Origin of the sequence: Autumnicola patrickiae, from assembly GCF_031846525.1 — a bacterium.
Classification (GTDB): domain Bacteria; phylum Bacteroidota; class Bacteroidia; order Flavobacteriales; family Flavobacteriaceae; genus Autumnicola; species Autumnicola patrickiae.
Genome location: NZ_JAVRHM010000001.1, coordinates 163,203 through 178,559, shown reverse-complemented (window position 1 = coordinate 178,559; position 15,357 = coordinate 163,203). Strand labels below are relative to the sequence as shown.

15 protein-coding genes are annotated in these 15,357 nt (G+C 38.5%); 9 read left to right on the top strand and 6 right to left on the bottom strand.

The window, feature by feature from the left end; translation table 11 throughout:
- Positions 1-77: 77 nt before the first annotated feature.
- The gene (locus RM549_RS00770) at positions 78-476 is read left to right on the top strand and encodes an acyl-CoA thioesterase (RefSeq protein WP_311679709.1); all 399 of its coding nucleotides are present in this window, start codon (positions 78-80) and stop codon (positions 474-476) included.
- Here the strand turns inward: RM549_RS00770 and RM549_RS00765 are convergent.
- Genes RM549_RS00765 through ribD form a run of 4 tightly spaced genes read right to left on the bottom strand, consistent with a single transcriptional unit; the run spans position 473 to position 3,642 of the window.
- Entirely contained in the window at positions 473-1,081 is a 609-nt protein-coding gene (locus tag RM549_RS00765; protein ID WP_311679706.1) for an IMPACT family protein, read from the bottom strand. The two genes, RM549_RS00770 and RM549_RS00765, sit on opposite strands and share 4 nt — an antisense overlap.
- Before the next feature lie 38 nt (positions 1,082-1,119).
- Positions 1,120-1,986, bottom strand: a complete 867-nt coding sequence (locus RM549_RS00760) for an EamA family transporter (RefSeq protein ID WP_311679704.1) — start codon at positions 1,984-1,986, stop codon at positions 1,120-1,122.
- Complete coding sequence (locus RM549_RS00755; RefSeq protein ID WP_311679702.1) at positions 1,983-2,591, bottom strand: HAD family hydrolase; 609 nt, start codon at positions 2,589-2,591, stop codon at positions 1,983-1,985. Before RM549_RS00755 ends, RM549_RS00760 begins: the two co-directional genes overlap by 4 nt.
- Positions 2,584-3,642 carry a bifunctional diaminohydroxyphosphoribosylaminopyrimidine deaminase/5-amino-6-(5-phosphoribosylamino)uracil reductase RibD gene (gene ribD, locus RM549_RS00750; RefSeq protein WP_311679701.1) on the bottom strand — a complete coding sequence of 353 codons (1,059 nt, stop codon included), beginning with the start codon at positions 3,640-3,642 and terminating at the stop codon, positions 2,584-2,586. Before ribD ends, RM549_RS00755 begins: the two co-directional genes overlap by 8 nt.
- Before the next feature lie 29 nt (positions 3,643-3,671).
- Here ribD and RM549_RS00745 point away from each other — a divergent pair, with 29 nt between their 5' ends.
- The 8 genes from RM549_RS00745 (at position 3,672) to RM549_RS00710 (ending at position 13,471) form a co-directional block, all read left to right on the top strand.
- Positions 3,672-4,157: a GNAT family N-acetyltransferase gene (locus RM549_RS00745; RefSeq protein WP_311679699.1), complete on the top strand. Its 486-nt coding sequence runs from the start codon at positions 3,672-3,674 to the stop codon at positions 4,155-4,157.
- 112 nt (positions 4,158-4,269) lie between these two features.
- Entirely contained in the window at positions 4,270-5,145 is an 876-nt protein-coding gene (gene prmC / locus RM549_RS00740; RefSeq protein WP_311679697.1) for a peptide chain release factor N(5)-glutamine methyltransferase, read from the top strand.
- Positions 5,146-5,168: 23 nt separating this feature from the next.
- On the top strand, positions 5,169-5,750 hold the full coding sequence (locus RM549_RS00735; RefSeq protein WP_311679695.1) for an LOG family protein: 582 nt from the start codon (positions 5,169-5,171) through the stop codon (positions 5,748-5,750).
- 10 nt (positions 5,751-5,760) lie between these two features.
- Positions 5,761-6,426 (top strand): VOC family protein, encoded by a 666-nt coding sequence (locus RM549_RS00730; RefSeq protein WP_311679693.1) that lies wholly within the window; start codon positions 5,761-5,763, stop codon positions 6,424-6,426.
- Positions 6,427-6,447: 21 nt separating this feature from the next.
- Positions 6,448-8,445, top strand: a complete 1,998-nt coding sequence (ligA, locus tag RM549_RS00725; RefSeq protein WP_311679691.1) for an NAD-dependent DNA ligase LigA — start codon at positions 6,448-6,450, stop codon at positions 8,443-8,445.
- Positions 8,446-8,897: 452 nt separating this feature from the next.
- Positions 8,898-11,123 carry a PAS domain-containing response regulator gene (locus RM549_RS00720; protein ID WP_311679689.1) on the top strand — a complete coding sequence of 742 codons (2,226 nt, stop codon included), beginning with the start codon at positions 8,898-8,900 and terminating at the stop codon, positions 11,121-11,123.
- Positions 11,124-11,143: 20 nt separating this feature from the next.
- Positions 11,144-13,021, top strand: a complete 1,878-nt coding sequence (locus RM549_RS00715; RefSeq protein ID WP_311679686.1) for a PAS domain-containing sensor histidine kinase — start codon at positions 11,144-11,146, stop codon at positions 13,019-13,021.
- An 18-nt stretch (positions 13,022-13,039) separates the two neighbouring features.
- A complete protein-coding gene (locus RM549_RS00710; RefSeq protein ID WP_311679684.1) occupies positions 13,040-13,471 on the top strand; it encodes a response regulator in 432 nt (143 codons plus the stop codon).
- 31 nt (positions 13,472-13,502) lie between these two features.
- Here RM549_RS00710 and RM549_RS00705 read toward each other — a convergent pair whose 3' ends face one another.
- Both RM549_RS00705 and RM549_RS00700 read right to left on the bottom strand, forming a co-directional pair.
- Positions 13,503-14,411 carry a bifunctional metallophosphatase/5'-nucleotidase gene (locus tag RM549_RS00705; RefSeq protein ID WP_311679682.1) on the bottom strand — a complete coding sequence of 303 codons (909 nt, stop codon included), beginning with the start codon at positions 14,409-14,411 and terminating at the stop codon, positions 13,503-13,505.
- Between the two features lie 49 nt (positions 14,412-14,460).
- Positions 14,461-15,222: a 5'-nucleotidase C-terminal domain-containing protein gene (locus RM549_RS00700; protein WP_311679680.1), complete on the bottom strand. Its 762-nt coding sequence runs from the start codon at positions 15,220-15,222 to the stop codon at positions 14,461-14,463.
- Positions 15,223-15,357: the final 135 nt, after the last annotated feature.

Sequence of the window (15,357 nt, the reverse complement as noted above, 5' to 3'; positions counted from 1 at the left end):
TTTAAGAAAAATTTATGCATACTTCTTTCTGACTCTGAAAGTACAAAACCTCATTCAATTTTACTATAAATAAGACTATGAAATCCCATATCACTCATGTTAAAGTTCGTTATGCAGAAACCGACCAGATGGGCGTGGTCCATCACGGTAATTATGCTCAATACCTCGAAATTGCCCGTATAGACTGGCTTAAGGAGCTTGATATTTCTTATAAGAGCATGGAAACGAACGGAATCATGATGCCTGTATACGAGATTTCTTTCAAATTTTTGAAGCCTGCGACCTTTGATGAAAATTTAAAAATAGAAACCCGTCTGAAGGAAAAACCCGGCGTAAAAATCGCTTTTGACTATTCCATTTTTAATGAGAGGGAGGAGTTGATTACAACTGCAAATACCGTCCTCGTTTTTATGGATTCAGAGACACGAAGACCGGTAAAATGTCCGGAAAATATTCTAAAAAAATTAGGTTTTTAAATATCGATTTCTTTTATCCCGACTTTATATGTCGAATTAAATTTTTCGAAGATTTGTTCTGCCTCATTTTTTCTAATCGAGAGAAATATCTTACAATCTAATCCCAGTTTTTGATCCAGGACATTCAGGTTGTTTTCCTTAATAATTCTCATCACCGTATTCATTTCGGGATAATCAAATTTCACTACAAACACACGATCTATACTGCGGGTAATCATTTCTGAAGCTTCCAAAGCCATTTGCGCTGCGGTTTTGTATGCGTTAATGAGTCCGCCTACACCAAGTTTTACCCCACCAAAATAACGAACCACCACAATGAGTATATTGGTGACTTCAAAAGACTGGATTTGTCCGTAAATAGGCATCCCGGCAGAATTTGAAGGCTCCCCGTCGTCGTTTGCACGGTAGTGGAAATCTTCCTTCCCCAATTGCCACGCATAGCACCAGTGACGGGCTTTATGGTGCTTTGTTTTTAATTCTTCCAGGTGAACGTTTATCTCTTCTTCAGTTTTTACCGGAAAAGCATAACCAAAGAATTTAGAATTCCGGTCTTTAAATAACACTTCTTCAGAAGGTTTTATGATGCTCTTGTAGGTGTCTTTCATTTTTAATAATTAATGCCGATAATTGCCATTTTAAGGCTTCAGCTTTGGGAAACCAAAATTATGCTAAGAACCGCCAGTCCAATTCCAATCCAGTTTTTTCTTATAAGCCGTTCGTGGAAAAATGCAATTCCCAGTAAAGTAGAAATACTTACAATACCCACGTTATTCATGGTAAAAATGGAAGAACTGTCAAACCCCGGGCTGCGCAGCGCCATTACCAGGAAGTAAATTGAAAAGTAATTTGGTATACCCAATGCAACTCCTCCTAAAATGTTCTTTAATGTAATTTTCAACCCACCAGTAATGGACTGAAACAGCAAAATACCTGTTCCTATTATTCCTGCAATGGCAAAAATCGTGGAGGAAAATAGCCCAACATCAGTTTCTGCAACATAGCTGGTTTCCAGAAACTTAATTGTGGCGTCAATGATCCCGCTTCCAAGAAAAACTAAGAGAGGAAAAATCAGGTTTTTCTTTTTGATACTGATGCCGTCTTTTTTCTTAATTGATGTAAGATAAACTGAAATTAAAGCCAGGAATATTCCAATAATTTTAAAAATTCCGGTGCTTTCGTTGTAGAGGAAGATGCCAAAGAAAACCGGAATTGCCACCGACATTTTTGTGGCTACAGAAACCACCGAAAGTCCACTTTTTTGTGTGGTAATTGCGGCTAGGTAAAAAACACCAATGAACATCGCCCCCAGAAACAAGGTTCCCGGAAACCATGATTCCGAAGGCACCCGCGAAATATCGAAGTTTTCGATATAGCCAAAAAACCCAACGGTGCAGGCGATATAGTAGTTAACAATTATTGCCTGTAGTGTATTTATCCCAAATTTGGTGTAGAGTTTAAACACTACAAAAATTACGCTGGAGGATAAAATACTTAGCAGGAGGTAGATCAAAATAATTCCTGCTTAGTAGTAAAAAGATCAATTATATCCTCGCGGGTGGGCTCAATGTTCCAGGTATGGATACCTAATGCAGCTGCGGCATCGGTATTTTCTTTGGTGTCATCTATAAAAAGACATTCCTCAGGTTTAAGGTTGTGCTTTTTCAGTACAAATTCGTAAATCTCTGCGTCGGGTTTTCTAAAGTTGATCTCGTGCGACAGGTAAAAGGCATCAAAACATTTTCTGAAATCTGCAAAAAACGGAACATTTTTTTCAACCCAGTCAATGTGAATTTCGTTGGTATTGCTCAACAGGATAAGCTGGAAATCTTTTTTTTCAGAGACTTTTTTAATAAAATCGACGCGATATTTCGGAAAATCGACCAGGATCGCATTCCAGGATTTCAGCATTTGCTCTTCGCTAAGCTGATTATATTCTGAGCAATAAGCGGCAACAAAATCATCAGAAGAAATTAATCCTTTTTCATACTGAAGGTTTTTTGCCATAACATTTTCACTCAATGCCGATATTTGGCAATTTTCGAGCTCCTTTGCAGTAGCGGCTTTATCGAGGTTAATAAACACATCTCCAAAATCAAATATTATTGTCTTAATCATTAATGTAAATTTTTAAATTATCGTTCCCAATTTCCTGTTCGTCTATCAACTTTCCCTTTAACTGCGGACTTTCAGTTCCTGAATTAAAGATGGTTTTCCCTGTGAAAACCCTTGCTTCATCCCACAATCCTGCGTCTATAAAACTCTGAAGCGTTCTTGCACCTCCTTCAATTATAATCGATTGCAGTTCATTTCTATACAAAACTTCACATATTTGCGGTGCAATCTGCTTATCAAAATCTAGAACTTCAAGAATCAGCTTTTCAGCTTGTTGTGTGTATTCCGCAGAATAAGAATCTGAGTTTTCAGTAAGAACAATGGTTTCAACGCTGCCGTCAAGTACAGCAGAAGCTTTCGGAATCCTTCCTTTTCGGTCCAGGACAATCCGCACAGGATCAGAACCGTCCCATAATCGCGTATTCAGCTTTGGATTGTCTGCAATTACAGTATTTGTTCCCACTAAAATAGCCTGTTCCTCTGCTCTCCATTTGTGCACCAGTTGCCTGGAAGTAGATCCTGTAATCCAGACCGGATCCCTGTTTTCTTTACTTTCCGGAGCAATGAATCCGTCGTTAGTCTGCGCCCATTTTAGAATGATAAAAGGACGTTTTGCGTTGTGGAAAGTAAAAAAGCGTTTATTCAGTTCCTGGCACTCTTTTTCTAATATTCCCACTGCAACTTCACAGCCGGCATCCAGTAACTTTTTAATGCCCTTTCCTGCTACTTTGGCAAAGGGATCTACTGTGCCAATCACCACCTTCTTAATTCCTTTAGCAATAATTAAGTCGCTGCAGGGGGGAGTTTTTCCGAAATGGCTGCAGGGTTCCAGGCTTACATAAATTGTACTTTGCGGCAAAAGCGATTCGTCTGCAACAGCATTAATGGCATTTACCTCGGCATGAGGCAGTCCTGCTTTTTGATGCCAGCCTTCCCCAATTATCCTGTTATTCTGAACAACCACGCTGCCCACCATGGGGTTTGGATATGTATTCCCAAGACCATTGCGGGCAAGGCTGATACATCGTTTTATGTATTTTTCATGTATCTTCACAAACCCAAAAATAAGATTAATAAGTAAGAATGACTGCTTTGAAAATTCGTAAAATTCAACCGGAAGACAATCAGGAAGTTGCTAAAGTGATAAGAGAAGTTTTAGTTGAAATGGGTGTTCCAAAGGTCGGCACTGCTTATGAAGATAAGGCGCTGGACGATATGTATGCTACTTATGATTCCCCGCGTATGGAATATTTTGTTGTTGAAAATGAAGGAAAAATTATAGGATGTGCCGGAATTGCCCCTTTAAGAGATTTTGAAGAAGAAGTTTGTGAGCTTCAAAAAATGTACTTTCTACCGGAAGCCAGAGGTAAAGGTCTTGGCACAGAGATGATGGACACCTGCCTGAAATTTGCCAAAAACGAAGGCTTTCAAAAATGCTATATCGAAACCTTACCTTATATGGAAGACGCGCGAAAACTTTATAAAAAAACCGGATTTAAAAACCTGGAAGGTCCTTTGGGTAATACCGGACATTATAATTGTACGGTTTGGATGATCAAGGAGCTTTAAGTGAAAAGTGAAAAGTGAGACGTGAAAGGTGAATAGTGAGGTGTGAGGAGGGAAAAGTTGGTAAATCACCTTCAGGAAATCCACGTTTCTGCGGGAGAAAGATTTTTCAAAATTGAAAATTCAAAATACAAAATATTTAAAAAGTTTGCAGCTAAAAGCCCTTAAAATAAATTTCAGAAAGGAATTAGAGGAAGAATATCCCCGGGAGGAGGTTGATTCTTTTTTTAATTTGTTGGCAGAGGAATACCTCGGCATGAGCAGGCTGGAAATGGCATTGCAGCCAGACCGACAAATATCTGAGGCCGATAATTGCCATTTTGAGGATGCCATTAAAAAATTGAGAAATCATCAGCCAATCCAATACATCATCGGGACAACGGAATTCTTTGGATTAAAATTTAAAGTGACTGAAGGGGTGCTTATTCCGCGGCCGGAGACCGAAGAGTTGGTACAATGGATCCTGGATGAGGTTTCTTCCGAAGAAAAGATCAAAATTCTGGATATCGGGACGGGTAGTGGCTGCATTGCGATTAGCCTGGCCAAAAAACTTCCAAATGCTGAAGTTTCAGCAATGGATATTTCAGGGGAAGTATTGAAAATTGCCAAAATGAATGCTGAATCTAATTCAGTAAATGTTAATTTTATTCAGCAGGACGTTCTGGAGGTGGAAGAGCTTGAAAATTTTGATATTATCGTTTCCAATCCACCGTATGTGCGGGAATTGGAAAAAAAGGACATGCAGCGAAACGTGCTGGATTACGAACCTGCACTCGCACTTTATGTCGAAGATCAGAATCCGCTGATTTTCTATGAAAAAATAACAAAACTGGCAAAAAAAGCGCTCGATCAAAGCGGAAAATTGTATTTTGAAATCAATCAATATTTAGCTGAAGAAACTGGATCTTTATTAAAGAATTCCGGTTTTGAGGCATGCCTGAAAAAGGACATTTTCGGTAATTACAGAATGCTGAGAGGCAAAAAAGAATGACAATCAAGAAAATTTCAGTTTAAATGAAAAGTATAGCGGTTTTTTGTGGCAGCAGCGACGGGAATGATGATATTATTTTGCAGGAAGCTTACCGTTTAGGGGAAATCCTGGCAAAAAAGAAGATAAAACTAATTTATGGCGGCAGTCAGCTTGGTCTTATGGGGCAGGTGGCTAACGGGGTGCTGGAAAATGGAGGCGATGTGACCGGTGTGATCCCAGATTTTTTACAAACTAAAGAAGTGGTGCATCCAAGTTTACCCAAACTCGTGGTTACAAAAGATATGCATGAGCGTAAGCTGAAAATGCACGAATTAAGTGAGGGTTTTATCGCTTTGCCAGGTGGTTTTGGGACATTTGAGGAGCTTTTTGAAATCGTGACCTGGGCGCAACTGGGGCTGCATCAAAATCCAATCGGAATTTTAAACAGTAATGGTTATTACGATGATCTTATTGCGATGCTGAAAACTATGGTGCGCAAAGGACTGCTGAAAAAGGCAAATTTCGACCTGTTGCTTATTGCTGAAGACGTTGACGAATTGCTGGAAAAAATGGCTAATTTTAAACCATTGCCCGTTCCAAAATGGCTCAAGGAAAGTCAGACGTAAAAATATATAAATGAGGATTGAGAAACTGCAGATTTTCACCTCCAATCTCGAAGAGCAAATTGCTTTTTACCGGGATGTTATGGAACTGGAAATCGAAAATGAGAACAAGAACAGTTTTGAGCTCACTTTAGGCTATTCTGTATTGAGATTTGAAAAGAAAGCAGGTGCCACGCCTTATCATATTGCGTTTCATATTCCCGATGATGAAGAAAAAGAAGCCTTGCAGTGGCTGAAAGAGAGGGTGGAAATCCAGAAGAGTGGTGATGATGAAATTGTCGATTTCAGTAACTGGAATGCAAAATCGGTTTACTTTTATGATGCCGATAAAAACATCCTCGAGTTTATTTCCAGACGTAATTTAAATGCTAAACAGCTGGCATATTTTTCTGCGGAAAGTATTTCGGGAATAGCTGAGATAGGTCTGGCAACTACAAATGTTGAGGAGAAATTCTTTTTTCTTCACAGGGAATGCAGTCTCGAAATTTTTGACGGCAGTCTCGAAAAATTCTGCGCTATTGGCGATCCTGAAGGTCTAATTATATCGATTAATAGAGACTTTAAAGACTGGTTTCCTGTAGATGATAAAGCGTATTCTTCAGAATTCCGTTTAGATTTTACGCATGAAAGTCAGAAATACCGGATGATTTATCAGGACGAACAGCTAAAAACATTATAACCATTAATTATTTCCTTTAAAATGGATGCTGAAAAGAAAATAAACAAGCTTCGCGAAGAATTGCAGCAGCATAACTACAATTACTACGTGCTGGACAAACCTGAAATCAGCGACTACGATTTTGATATGAAGCTGAAAGAACTTCAGGAGCTGGAAGAAAAACATCCTGAATTTGCTGATGAAAACTCACCTACACAAAGGGTTGGCGGGGCAGTAACCAAAAGTTTCGCAACTGTTGTGCATGATTTCAGAATGTATTCTTTGTCCAATTCTTATTCTAAGGAAGAGCTGGAAGATTGGGAAAAAAGGGTTAAAAAACTGGTAGACGGGAAAGTGGAATATGTGTGCGAACTTAAATACGACGGAGCATCCATCAGTCTTACTTATGAAAACGGGCAATTGGTAAGCGCAGTAACCCGTGGTGATGGGATCCAGGGTGACGATGTGACCAATAACGTGAGAACTATTCGATCTGTTCCTTTAAAATTGAAGGGGGATTTTCCGGAGAAATTTCATATTCGTGGGGAAATTGTGCTGCCTTACGAAGGTTTTGCAAAGATGAATGCCGAAAGGGTGGATGCCGGGGAAGAGCCATATGCCAATCCTCGGAACACAGCTTCGGGAAGTCTGAAACTTCAGGATAGTGCTGAAGTTGCAAAGCGGCCGCTGGATTGCCTTTTGTACAATATTACAGGCGAAAACCTGCATATCAAATCGCAGTATGAAAGCCTTCAGAAAGCCAGGGAATGGGGTTTTAAAGTGCCCGAAGAATCAGAATTGAAAACCAGCACTTCTGCAGTGATGGATTATGTTAATTACTGGGATATACACCGCCACGATCTGCCTTATGAGACCGATGGTGTGGTGGTGAAGGTGAACAGTTTTCATCAACAGGATGAGTTGGGATATACAGCAAAATCTCCGCGTTGGGCCATGGCTTATAAATTTAAGGCAGAGCAGGAGAGTACAAAGCTGAAAAAAATTACATACCAGGTTGGACGTACAGGGGCAATTACTCCCGTAGCAAACCTGGAGCCTGTGCAGCTGGCGGGAACTGTGGTGAAAAGGGCATCTTTGCATAATGCCGATCAAATTGAGAAACTGGATATTCGCGAAGGAGATACTGTGTTTGTGGAAAAAGGCGGAGAGATTATTCCGAAGATTGTGGGCGTAGATTTTACCAAAAGAGACCCCGATTCTGAGCCTACAAGATATACACAAACCTGTCCCGAATGTGATACAGAATTAATCAGGAACGAAGGCGAAGCCGCGCATTATTGTCCGAATTATAATGGTTGTCCTCCGCAAATTACGGGACGTATTCAGCATTATATTTCCCGGAAAGCAATGGATATTGAAGGACTTGGTGGGGAAACCGTGAACCTGCTCGTGAATGAAAAACTTATTGCGAATTACGCCGACCTCTATACGCTTAAAAAAGAAAATATTCTCCCTCTCGAACGTATGGCCGATAAATCTGCTGAAAATCTTATTAACGGAATAGAAAACTCTAAGAAGATACCGTTTGAAAGAGTGTTGTTCGCACTGGGGATCCGTTATGTAGGGGAGACCGTAGCGAAGAAACTGGCAAAACACTATAAAAATATTGGTGCCCTGGAGACGGCTTCAGAAGAAGACCTTGTCGCGATTGATGAAATTGGCGAGCGTATTGCCTGGAGCGTTGCAGATTTTTTTGCTTCCGAAGAAAACCGGAGAATTGTTGAAAGGCTAAAAGATTACGGCGTTCAGATGGAAATTTCTGCAGAGAAACTGGCAAATCAAACAAATATACTGGAAGGAAATACGTTTGTGATTTCCGGAGTTTTTGAAAAAGTTTCCCGTAATGAGCTTAAAAAGCTGATAGAGGATAATGGTGGAAAAGTTTCAGGATCTATTTCCTCCAAAACCAATTTTCTTGTTGCAGGCGAAAATATGGGGCCGAGCAAATTGGCAAAAGCAGAAAAGCTGGGGACAAATATTATAAGCGAAGATAAATTCCTAAAAATGCTGGAGGAGTAATGAAATTGGGAAATTAATTTATCCCTTTTGGTTCTCATTCTAAAGAGTATTGCAAATTTTGGAATTAACCCTAAGGGAAAATTTATCTATTAAATAGGGGTAAATGATTATCTTTTTCGATATGAACTTAAAGATGAATCATCTAAAGTGTAAAAGCTGCATTCTTAGGGCTGATAGTTTCCATAGTAAATATAATTCCAGGCTTTTTCTGATTACTGGTTAATGCATTGATATTCAGATAATTTAAATCTAATTTTAACTTCTGTTTTAAATCTACACAGAAATAAAGGCTTATCTTTTCATTAAAATAATTTATTTTTCCGATCTTCAGCATGCTGTTTATCGTAAAAAACTTACAATTAATCGATAATTTGATTATCACCTTATTAGAAGACACATATTTCCTTTTGCTGTATATCAGGAGATCAGGGTAGAAAAGGATAGTTATTTATATGGGTAAAAAATTAAAAATCGTACATCTCGAAAACTCATCCGAAGATGCAGAACTGATTGCAGAGGCATTAAGGATAGGGGGTTTTGATCCTGAAATACTTTTAATTAAAACAGGAGAGGAATTTCTATCTGTTCTGGAGAGTTTTAAGCCCGATTTAATTCTCTCAGAGCATTCCATTTCTTCATTTCATGCCAAAAAAGCACTGGAAATTCTTAATGGCTGTAATCTCGATGTGCCATTTATTGTTGTGAGCCAAGGAGTAACAGTAGAGTTTGTCGTTGATATTTTGAAAAGGGGAGCAGATGATTTTATATTGAAAAATCAGCTGAAAAGACTTCCAGGGGCCGTGGAAAGCTCCCTGGAAAAATTTAAATGCGAAATAGAAAGGGAAAGATATGTCAGGCAATTAAAGTATAATGAAAATAAGTTTAAAAGCCTGATAGAGAACGGGGCTGATGGAGTCCTGGTTATCACACCACAAGGAGAAACAACCTATGTGTCTCCTTCAATAGAAAGTATTCTGGGCTATACCATAGAAGAAGCTCTTCAAATTAGAACGCTGGACATTTCTCATGAAGATGATAAGGAAGCGGCTGAGCGAAATATGAGAGCATGTCTGGAAAATCCAGGAAAGCCTGTAAAAGCAGCGGTAGTAAGGATTAGGCATAAAGATGGGAGCTGGCGTTGGTTGGAAGCGACACTTACTAACATGTTGGATAATCCTGCTGTAAAAGGAATCGTTAATAATTTTAGGGATATTACAGAACGTAAAGAAGCTAATAACGTCATAAAGGAAAGCGAAGAAAAGTATCGGGCTTTTTTTGAAACCAGTCCAGACGGGATATTACTTACAGAACCTAGCGGGAAAATTCATGCTGCAAATCCTGCAGCCTGTAGTATTTTTCAAATGACTGAAGAGGAGCTTTGCAGGGCAGGACGATCTGGAGTGGTAGACGGGAATGATCCCAGGCTCAGTGTAGTTATGAAGGAGCGTGAAAGAACGGGTAATGGTCATGCAGAACTTACTATGTTAAGGAAGGACGGAAGTAAATTTCCTGCCGAACTCACTTCTGCAGTTTTTACAGATGCATTTGGAGAGGTCAAAATGTCTGTTATTATAAGGGATATTTCAGATAAGAAAAAAGCAGAAGAAGAGATAAGGGCTTCAAAAGAGAATTATGAGCTTTTGTTTCAGTATAGTCCGTTGCCAAATATAATTTATGATCAGAAAACACTGGAAGTTCTAGATGTTAACCAGGCTGCAATTAAACACTATGGATATAGTCGGGAAGAATTCTTAAGTATGAGCATTCTGGACTTGAGACCAAAAGAAGATGTTCCGGATTTTCTTAAGTTTATAAAAAAGGAGCTGACTACAGATCAGGTTATTGGGTCTGCATCTTCTGTTCACCTTAAAAAAGATCAAACACGAATAGAAGTTGAGGTCTGGGCCTACAGCCTTATGTTTAAGGAAAGAAGGTGTATCCTTTCGGTTTTACAGGATATTACAGAAAGAAATGAAATTTTTGAAAGGCTTAAAGAGGAAGAATCTAAACTTAGGATGGCCCAGAGAATTGGAAAAATGGGTTATTGGGAAGTCAATTTCCGGGAGAATACCTTTTACTGGAGTGATGAAGTTTATAATATCTGGGGAAGGGAAAAAGAATTTTTCCAGGTAAGTGAAGAAGAATTTCTAAAAACTATCCATCCCGATGATTTAGAGGAATTTAAGCAAGGGCAGTTGGATGCTATCTCCGGGGCAAAAGATCTGGATTATGAGCATCGTATCATTTTACCAGATGGCAGCGTAAAATGGATTCACGAGAAGGGAAAACAGATAAAAAACGAGGACGGTTTAGGTATTATGTTTAAAGGCTCTGTGCAGGACATTACAGAGCGTAAAGAATATGTGCAAAGGTTAATGCGAAGCGAGGCCCGCCATCATGCAATCCTTAAATCCCAGACAAATTATTTAATAAGGACAGACCTGGGAGGCTATTTTACTTATGTAAATGATAAATTTCAAAAAGATTTTAAGTGGATCTATTCTGAAGATTTAATAGGAAAAAGTGCGCTTACTTCTATTTATCCGGAACATCATGACCTGGTAACAGAGAGTTTTGAGGCTTGTGTGGAACATCCAAATGAAGTATTTCAGGTAGAAATAGATAAGCTTCAAAAAGATGGGGGGCAAAAACAACGTTATGGGATTTTGTATGTCTAACCGATACGGAAGGCAGGCCCATGGAAGTACAATGTGTAGGTATAGATATAACAGACAGGGTAAAGGCAGAGCGTTCTCTAAAGGAAAGCAACAAGCGGTACGAACTTGTTTCCAAAGCTACATTTGATGCTATTTGGGATTGGGATCTAAAAACCGGCTACTTGCTGTGGGGTGAGAGTTTTCAGAAACTTTTTGGATATGTACTGGAAACCATTGCTCCAAATATAGATTACTGGAAAGATCGAATTCATCCCGAAGATTCCGAACGAGTTATTAAATCGATATATGCTGCACATGAGGGAAGGAAGAATAACTGGAGGGAAGAATACAAATTTAAAAAAGCAAACGGTGAGTATGCATATGTAATCGATCGTGGTTTTATCATTCGGGACAAAAACAAAAAAGCTCTTCGAATGGTAGGTGCAATGCAGGATATTACTGAAAACAAGAAATTACGGGATCTGTTGGACAATGCATCTAACCTTGCAAGAATAGGGAGTTATGAACTTCATCTTAAGAAAAATTCGCTTTACTGGTCTTCCATAATTAAGGAAATACATGAACTGCCGCAGGATTTTGCACCCCAATATAAAGATGCGGTAAGTTTTTTTAAGTCAGGTAAAGATAGAAATGCAATGGTAAAAGCATTGGGGAGTGCAGTAGAAAAAAATATTTCCTTTGAGCTCGAACTTGAAATTATTACAGCCAAAGGTAATGAGCGCTGGGTAAGGATTATTGGAAAGCCGGAATTTGAAAGTGGCGTTTGCATTTGTATAAATGGTAGTTTTCAAGATATCGATAAGGTGAAGAGAGGGGAATTGGAGGTTTTAAAAGCTTCAGAGGAAAAAGAGGTGATTCTCGAAAGTATTGGTGATGCATTCTTTGCCCTGGATAAGGACTGGAAGGTAACGTACTGGAATCGTGAAGCTGAAAAGGTACTTCAAACTCCTAAAGAGCATATTCTAGGTGAAGAACTTATAAAGGTATTTGATATTAGAAATACATCTTTTGAAACTTATTTCAAAAAAGCAGTGGAAGAAAACGCTACCCAAAATTTTGAAGCATATTTTGAGGGTAACCGGGCGTGGTATGAAGTAAATGCTTACCCCGCGCCCAACAACGTATTATCTGTTTATTTTAAAGATGTTACAGATCGCAAGGAAGCTAATATTAAGTTGTTGGAGTTAAATAAAAGTCTAAAGGGTTATACTGAAGAGCTTGTTTCTGCCAATAAAGGCCTGGAGCAATTTTCTTATATCGTTTCCCATAATTTAAGGGCGCCGTTAGCTAATATCCTTGGACTGGCAGAATTAATGGGTGGGGAGGAGTATCCGCAGGAATTAAGGCAGAACTTTTTAAACGAACTGCTTAATAATGTAGAGCGACTGGATCATGTGATAAAGGATCTAAATGATATTCTACAGGTAAAAGTTGATCTTAATGCAAAAAAAGAGTCCGTTAATTTGCAGTCGCTTGTTAATACTGTAGAATCAAGTATTAAGAACCTTATGCAACTGGAGCAGGTGCAAATTCTAACAGATTTTTGTGTGCCGGAGGTAAAAACTATTCAGAGCTATCTTTACAGCATTTTTTATAACCTTATTGCAAATAGTATAAAATACCGGCAGCCCGGTTTGCCACCAAAAATTAAAATAAAGTCTGAGAAGCGTGATAATAGTCTTATCATTACATTTATTGATAATGGACTTGGTATTGACTTATCAACCAAAAAGGATCAGGTTTTTGGTCTTTATAAACGCTTTCATCAGCATGTAGAAGGAAAAGGGATGGGATTATTTATGGTAAAGACCCAGGTGGAAATGCTGGGGGGAAAAATCACCATTGATAGTGAGGTGAATAAAGGCACTATATTTGAAATTGAATTTGATGAACTTTAAAGAAGAAGATAAGAGATAATGAAAAATCTGCATCATTACATGGTTGTTGATGATGACCCTACTAATAACCTTATTTGTGAATATATAATTAAAGGAACAGACGATCAAGCTGAGTTTGAATCCTTTATTCATCCTGAAGAAGCTCTCAAAGCTATAGAAGAAAGATATTCACAATCAGAAAATCTGGAAACTATTCTGTTTCTGGATATTAACATGCCAACAATGACGGGATGGGATTTCCTGGATGTTTTTAAAAATTTTCAGGATCAAATAAAGAATCAGCTTATCATATATATCTTAACTTCTTCTATAGAGAGCTTCTCCCGCCAAAAGGAACAATATCCTTTTGTTGCCGGCTTTTTATCGAAACCTTTGAAAAAGGAAAAATTGCAGGAAATTTTTGCTGAAAATCAGGAAAATGAAAAAAATGAATATCGGGATATGAATTAGAAGAAATCCCTGTAAAAGCTTCTACTTCAATTTAAACTGAAATTTTCACTCCGTCTGCTTCGATATTGTTGTCATTATCAAGATAAAAATCTATTCGGCCTAAATAGAGACCGTAGCAACCAACCTGGTTTACAAGTACTTTTTTACCCGATTTATTCGTTTCAATGGTGGGTTTATCAAGAAAAGTGTGTGTATGTCCGCCAATAATTAAATCGATATTTTCTGTTGCCCGGGCGAGTTTAAGATCCGAAATCTTATCGCTGTTATATTTGTAACCAAGATGCGAAAGGCAAATAACAAGATCGCATTGTTCATCTTCTTTCAGTTTGCGCGTCATTTCCTGTGCCATTTCTATGGGATCCAGGTATTTTGTTTCTTTAAAGAGTTTGCTGTTTACTAATCCCTCCAATTCTATCCCGAGCCCAAATATGCCAATTTTCACTCCATCTTTTTTAAAAATCTGCTGGGGCAGCGTATGGCCATCCAGGATAGTATTGCTAAAATCATAATTAGAAGAAATAAAACTAAAGTCGGCGTGTGGAAGCTGAGCATAAAGTCCGTCAATACCGTTGTCAAAATCATGGTTTCCTATAGTGGCTGCATCATACTTCATTTTGCTCATTAGTTTAAACTCCAGTTCTCCTCCGTAGAAATTAAAATAGGGAGTACCCTGAAAAATATCACCGGCATCAAGAAGAAGCGTATTTGGATTTTCCTGTCTTATTTGTTCTACTAAAGTCGCCCTTCGTGCTACTCCACCCATATTGGGATTCCGTGGTGCGTCCGGTCCAAAAGGTTCAATATGGCTGTGAACATCATTGGTATGGAGAATGGTAATATGTTTTTTGGAAGCAGGTTTAAATGAGAGTGATGATAATCCCCCAATGCCCACAAAAGCTGTGGCTGCTGAGGTTTGTCGGATAAAATTTCTTCTTTTCATAAATAAACTTCAATTGTTGTAAAGGGACTTCTGGCGAGTTTTTTTTATTTTATTTAACCACAATGTAACGGTCATCTATTTTGGCATCCAAAGTATCTACCTTCGAAAAATAATCAATTATTGCATTCCGGAGCTTATAGTCTACATTGTAAAGCGCTACAGGGTTTTTAAAGAAATTCATGTTATCACCTCCTTGCTGGAGATAATCTGAAGTTGCAACAAAATAATTGCTGGTGCTATCAATTTCCCGGCCGTCAATTTGCGCGCCGGTCACTTTATAATCACTATTCACCTGGATTTTAATTCCACTAACAGGATGTGCGGTGCCGGCATCTTCCAGGTAACGTAACATTTCCATTATTTTCAGGCCATTTAATTCGGCTACTACAATCTCATTTTCAAAAGGCATGAGTGCATAGGCAGATCGTGCGGAGATATTTCCCTGATTTAGTGTAGAACGAATTCCACCATGGTTGAGCAGTACGACGTCGATATTTTTCCCGGTTCTTTTCTTAAAAACGGGATTAGCCTGCTCCATAACAATATCGGCCATTAAATTTCCAATGGCGGTGTTTAAGGTGCCGTCGGTTTTGGATAAAGATGTAGGATTAAAGGCCAGGGTACTATCAAGCGTTACATTAAGATGCTCTTTATACGGTTGTATAAAGTTTGTAATTGCAGTATCTTCTTTTATCTGCTGGTCTACCGGAATTCTTTCCCCGGAAATTTCTGTATTTTGGTATAGGCTGTCATTACAGGAAACAAGGGTAACGAGACCTAAAATATAAGCAGCTTTTTGAGTTATTTTCATTAGTTCTTTTTGAAGGGGTAAAGATAGAACTTGCTGTATTTAATCCGAAACCTTATTCAAAAAGTAATATTTTTTTAATCTTAAGAGTTTGGCATTTAGAACAATTTGTAAAATTTTCTTAAATTGTCCCGTCCG

What these genes read in the sequence shown, in the direction of transcription:
- RM549_RS00770 (WP_311679709.1), top strand. Translation starts at nt 78, where the DNA reads ATGAAATCCCATATCACTCATGTTAAAGTTCGTTATGCAGAAACCGAC.
- RM549_RS00765 (WP_311679706.1), bottom strand. Translation starts at nt 1,081, where the DNA reads ATGAAAGACACCTACAAGAGCATCATAAAACCTTCTGAAGAAGTGTTA.
- RM549_RS00755 (WP_311679702.1), bottom strand. Translation starts at nt 2,591, where the DNA reads ATGATTAAGACAATAATATTTGATTTTGGAGATGTGTTTATTAACCTC.
- RM549_RS00745 (WP_311679699.1), top strand. Translation starts at nt 3,672, where the DNA reads ATGACTGCTTTGAAAATTCGTAAAATTCAACCGGAAGACAATCAGGAA.
- RM549_RS00735 (WP_311679695.1), top strand. Translation starts at nt 5,169, where the DNA reads ATGAAAAGTATAGCGGTTTTTTGTGGCAGCAGCGACGGGAATGATGAT.
- RM549_RS00730 (WP_311679693.1), top strand. Translation starts at nt 5,761, where the DNA reads ATGAGGATTGAGAAACTGCAGATTTTCACCTCCAATCTCGAAGAGCAA.
- ligA (WP_311679691.1), top strand. Translation starts at nt 6,448, where the DNA reads ATGGATGCTGAAAAGAAAATAAACAAGCTTCGCGAAGAATTGCAGCAG.
- RM549_RS00720 (WP_311679689.1), top strand. Translation starts at nt 8,898, where the DNA reads ATGGGTAAAAAATTAAAAATCGTACATCTCGAAAACTCATCCGAAGAT.
- RM549_RS00715 (WP_311679686.1), top strand. Translation starts at nt 11,144, where the DNA reads ATGGAAGTACAATGTGTAGGTATAGATATAACAGACAGGGTAAAGGCA.
- RM549_RS00710 (WP_311679684.1), top strand. Translation starts at nt 13,040, where the DNA reads ATGAAAAATCTGCATCATTACATGGTTGTTGATGATGACCCTACTAAT.
- RM549_RS00705 (WP_311679682.1), bottom strand. Translation starts at nt 14,411, where the DNA reads ATGAAAAGAAGAAATTTTATCCGACAAACCTCAGCAGCCACAGCTTTT.
- RM549_RS00700 (WP_311679680.1), bottom strand. Translation starts at nt 15,222, where the DNA reads ATGAAAATAACTCAAAAAGCTGCTTATATTTTAGGTCTCGTTACCCTT.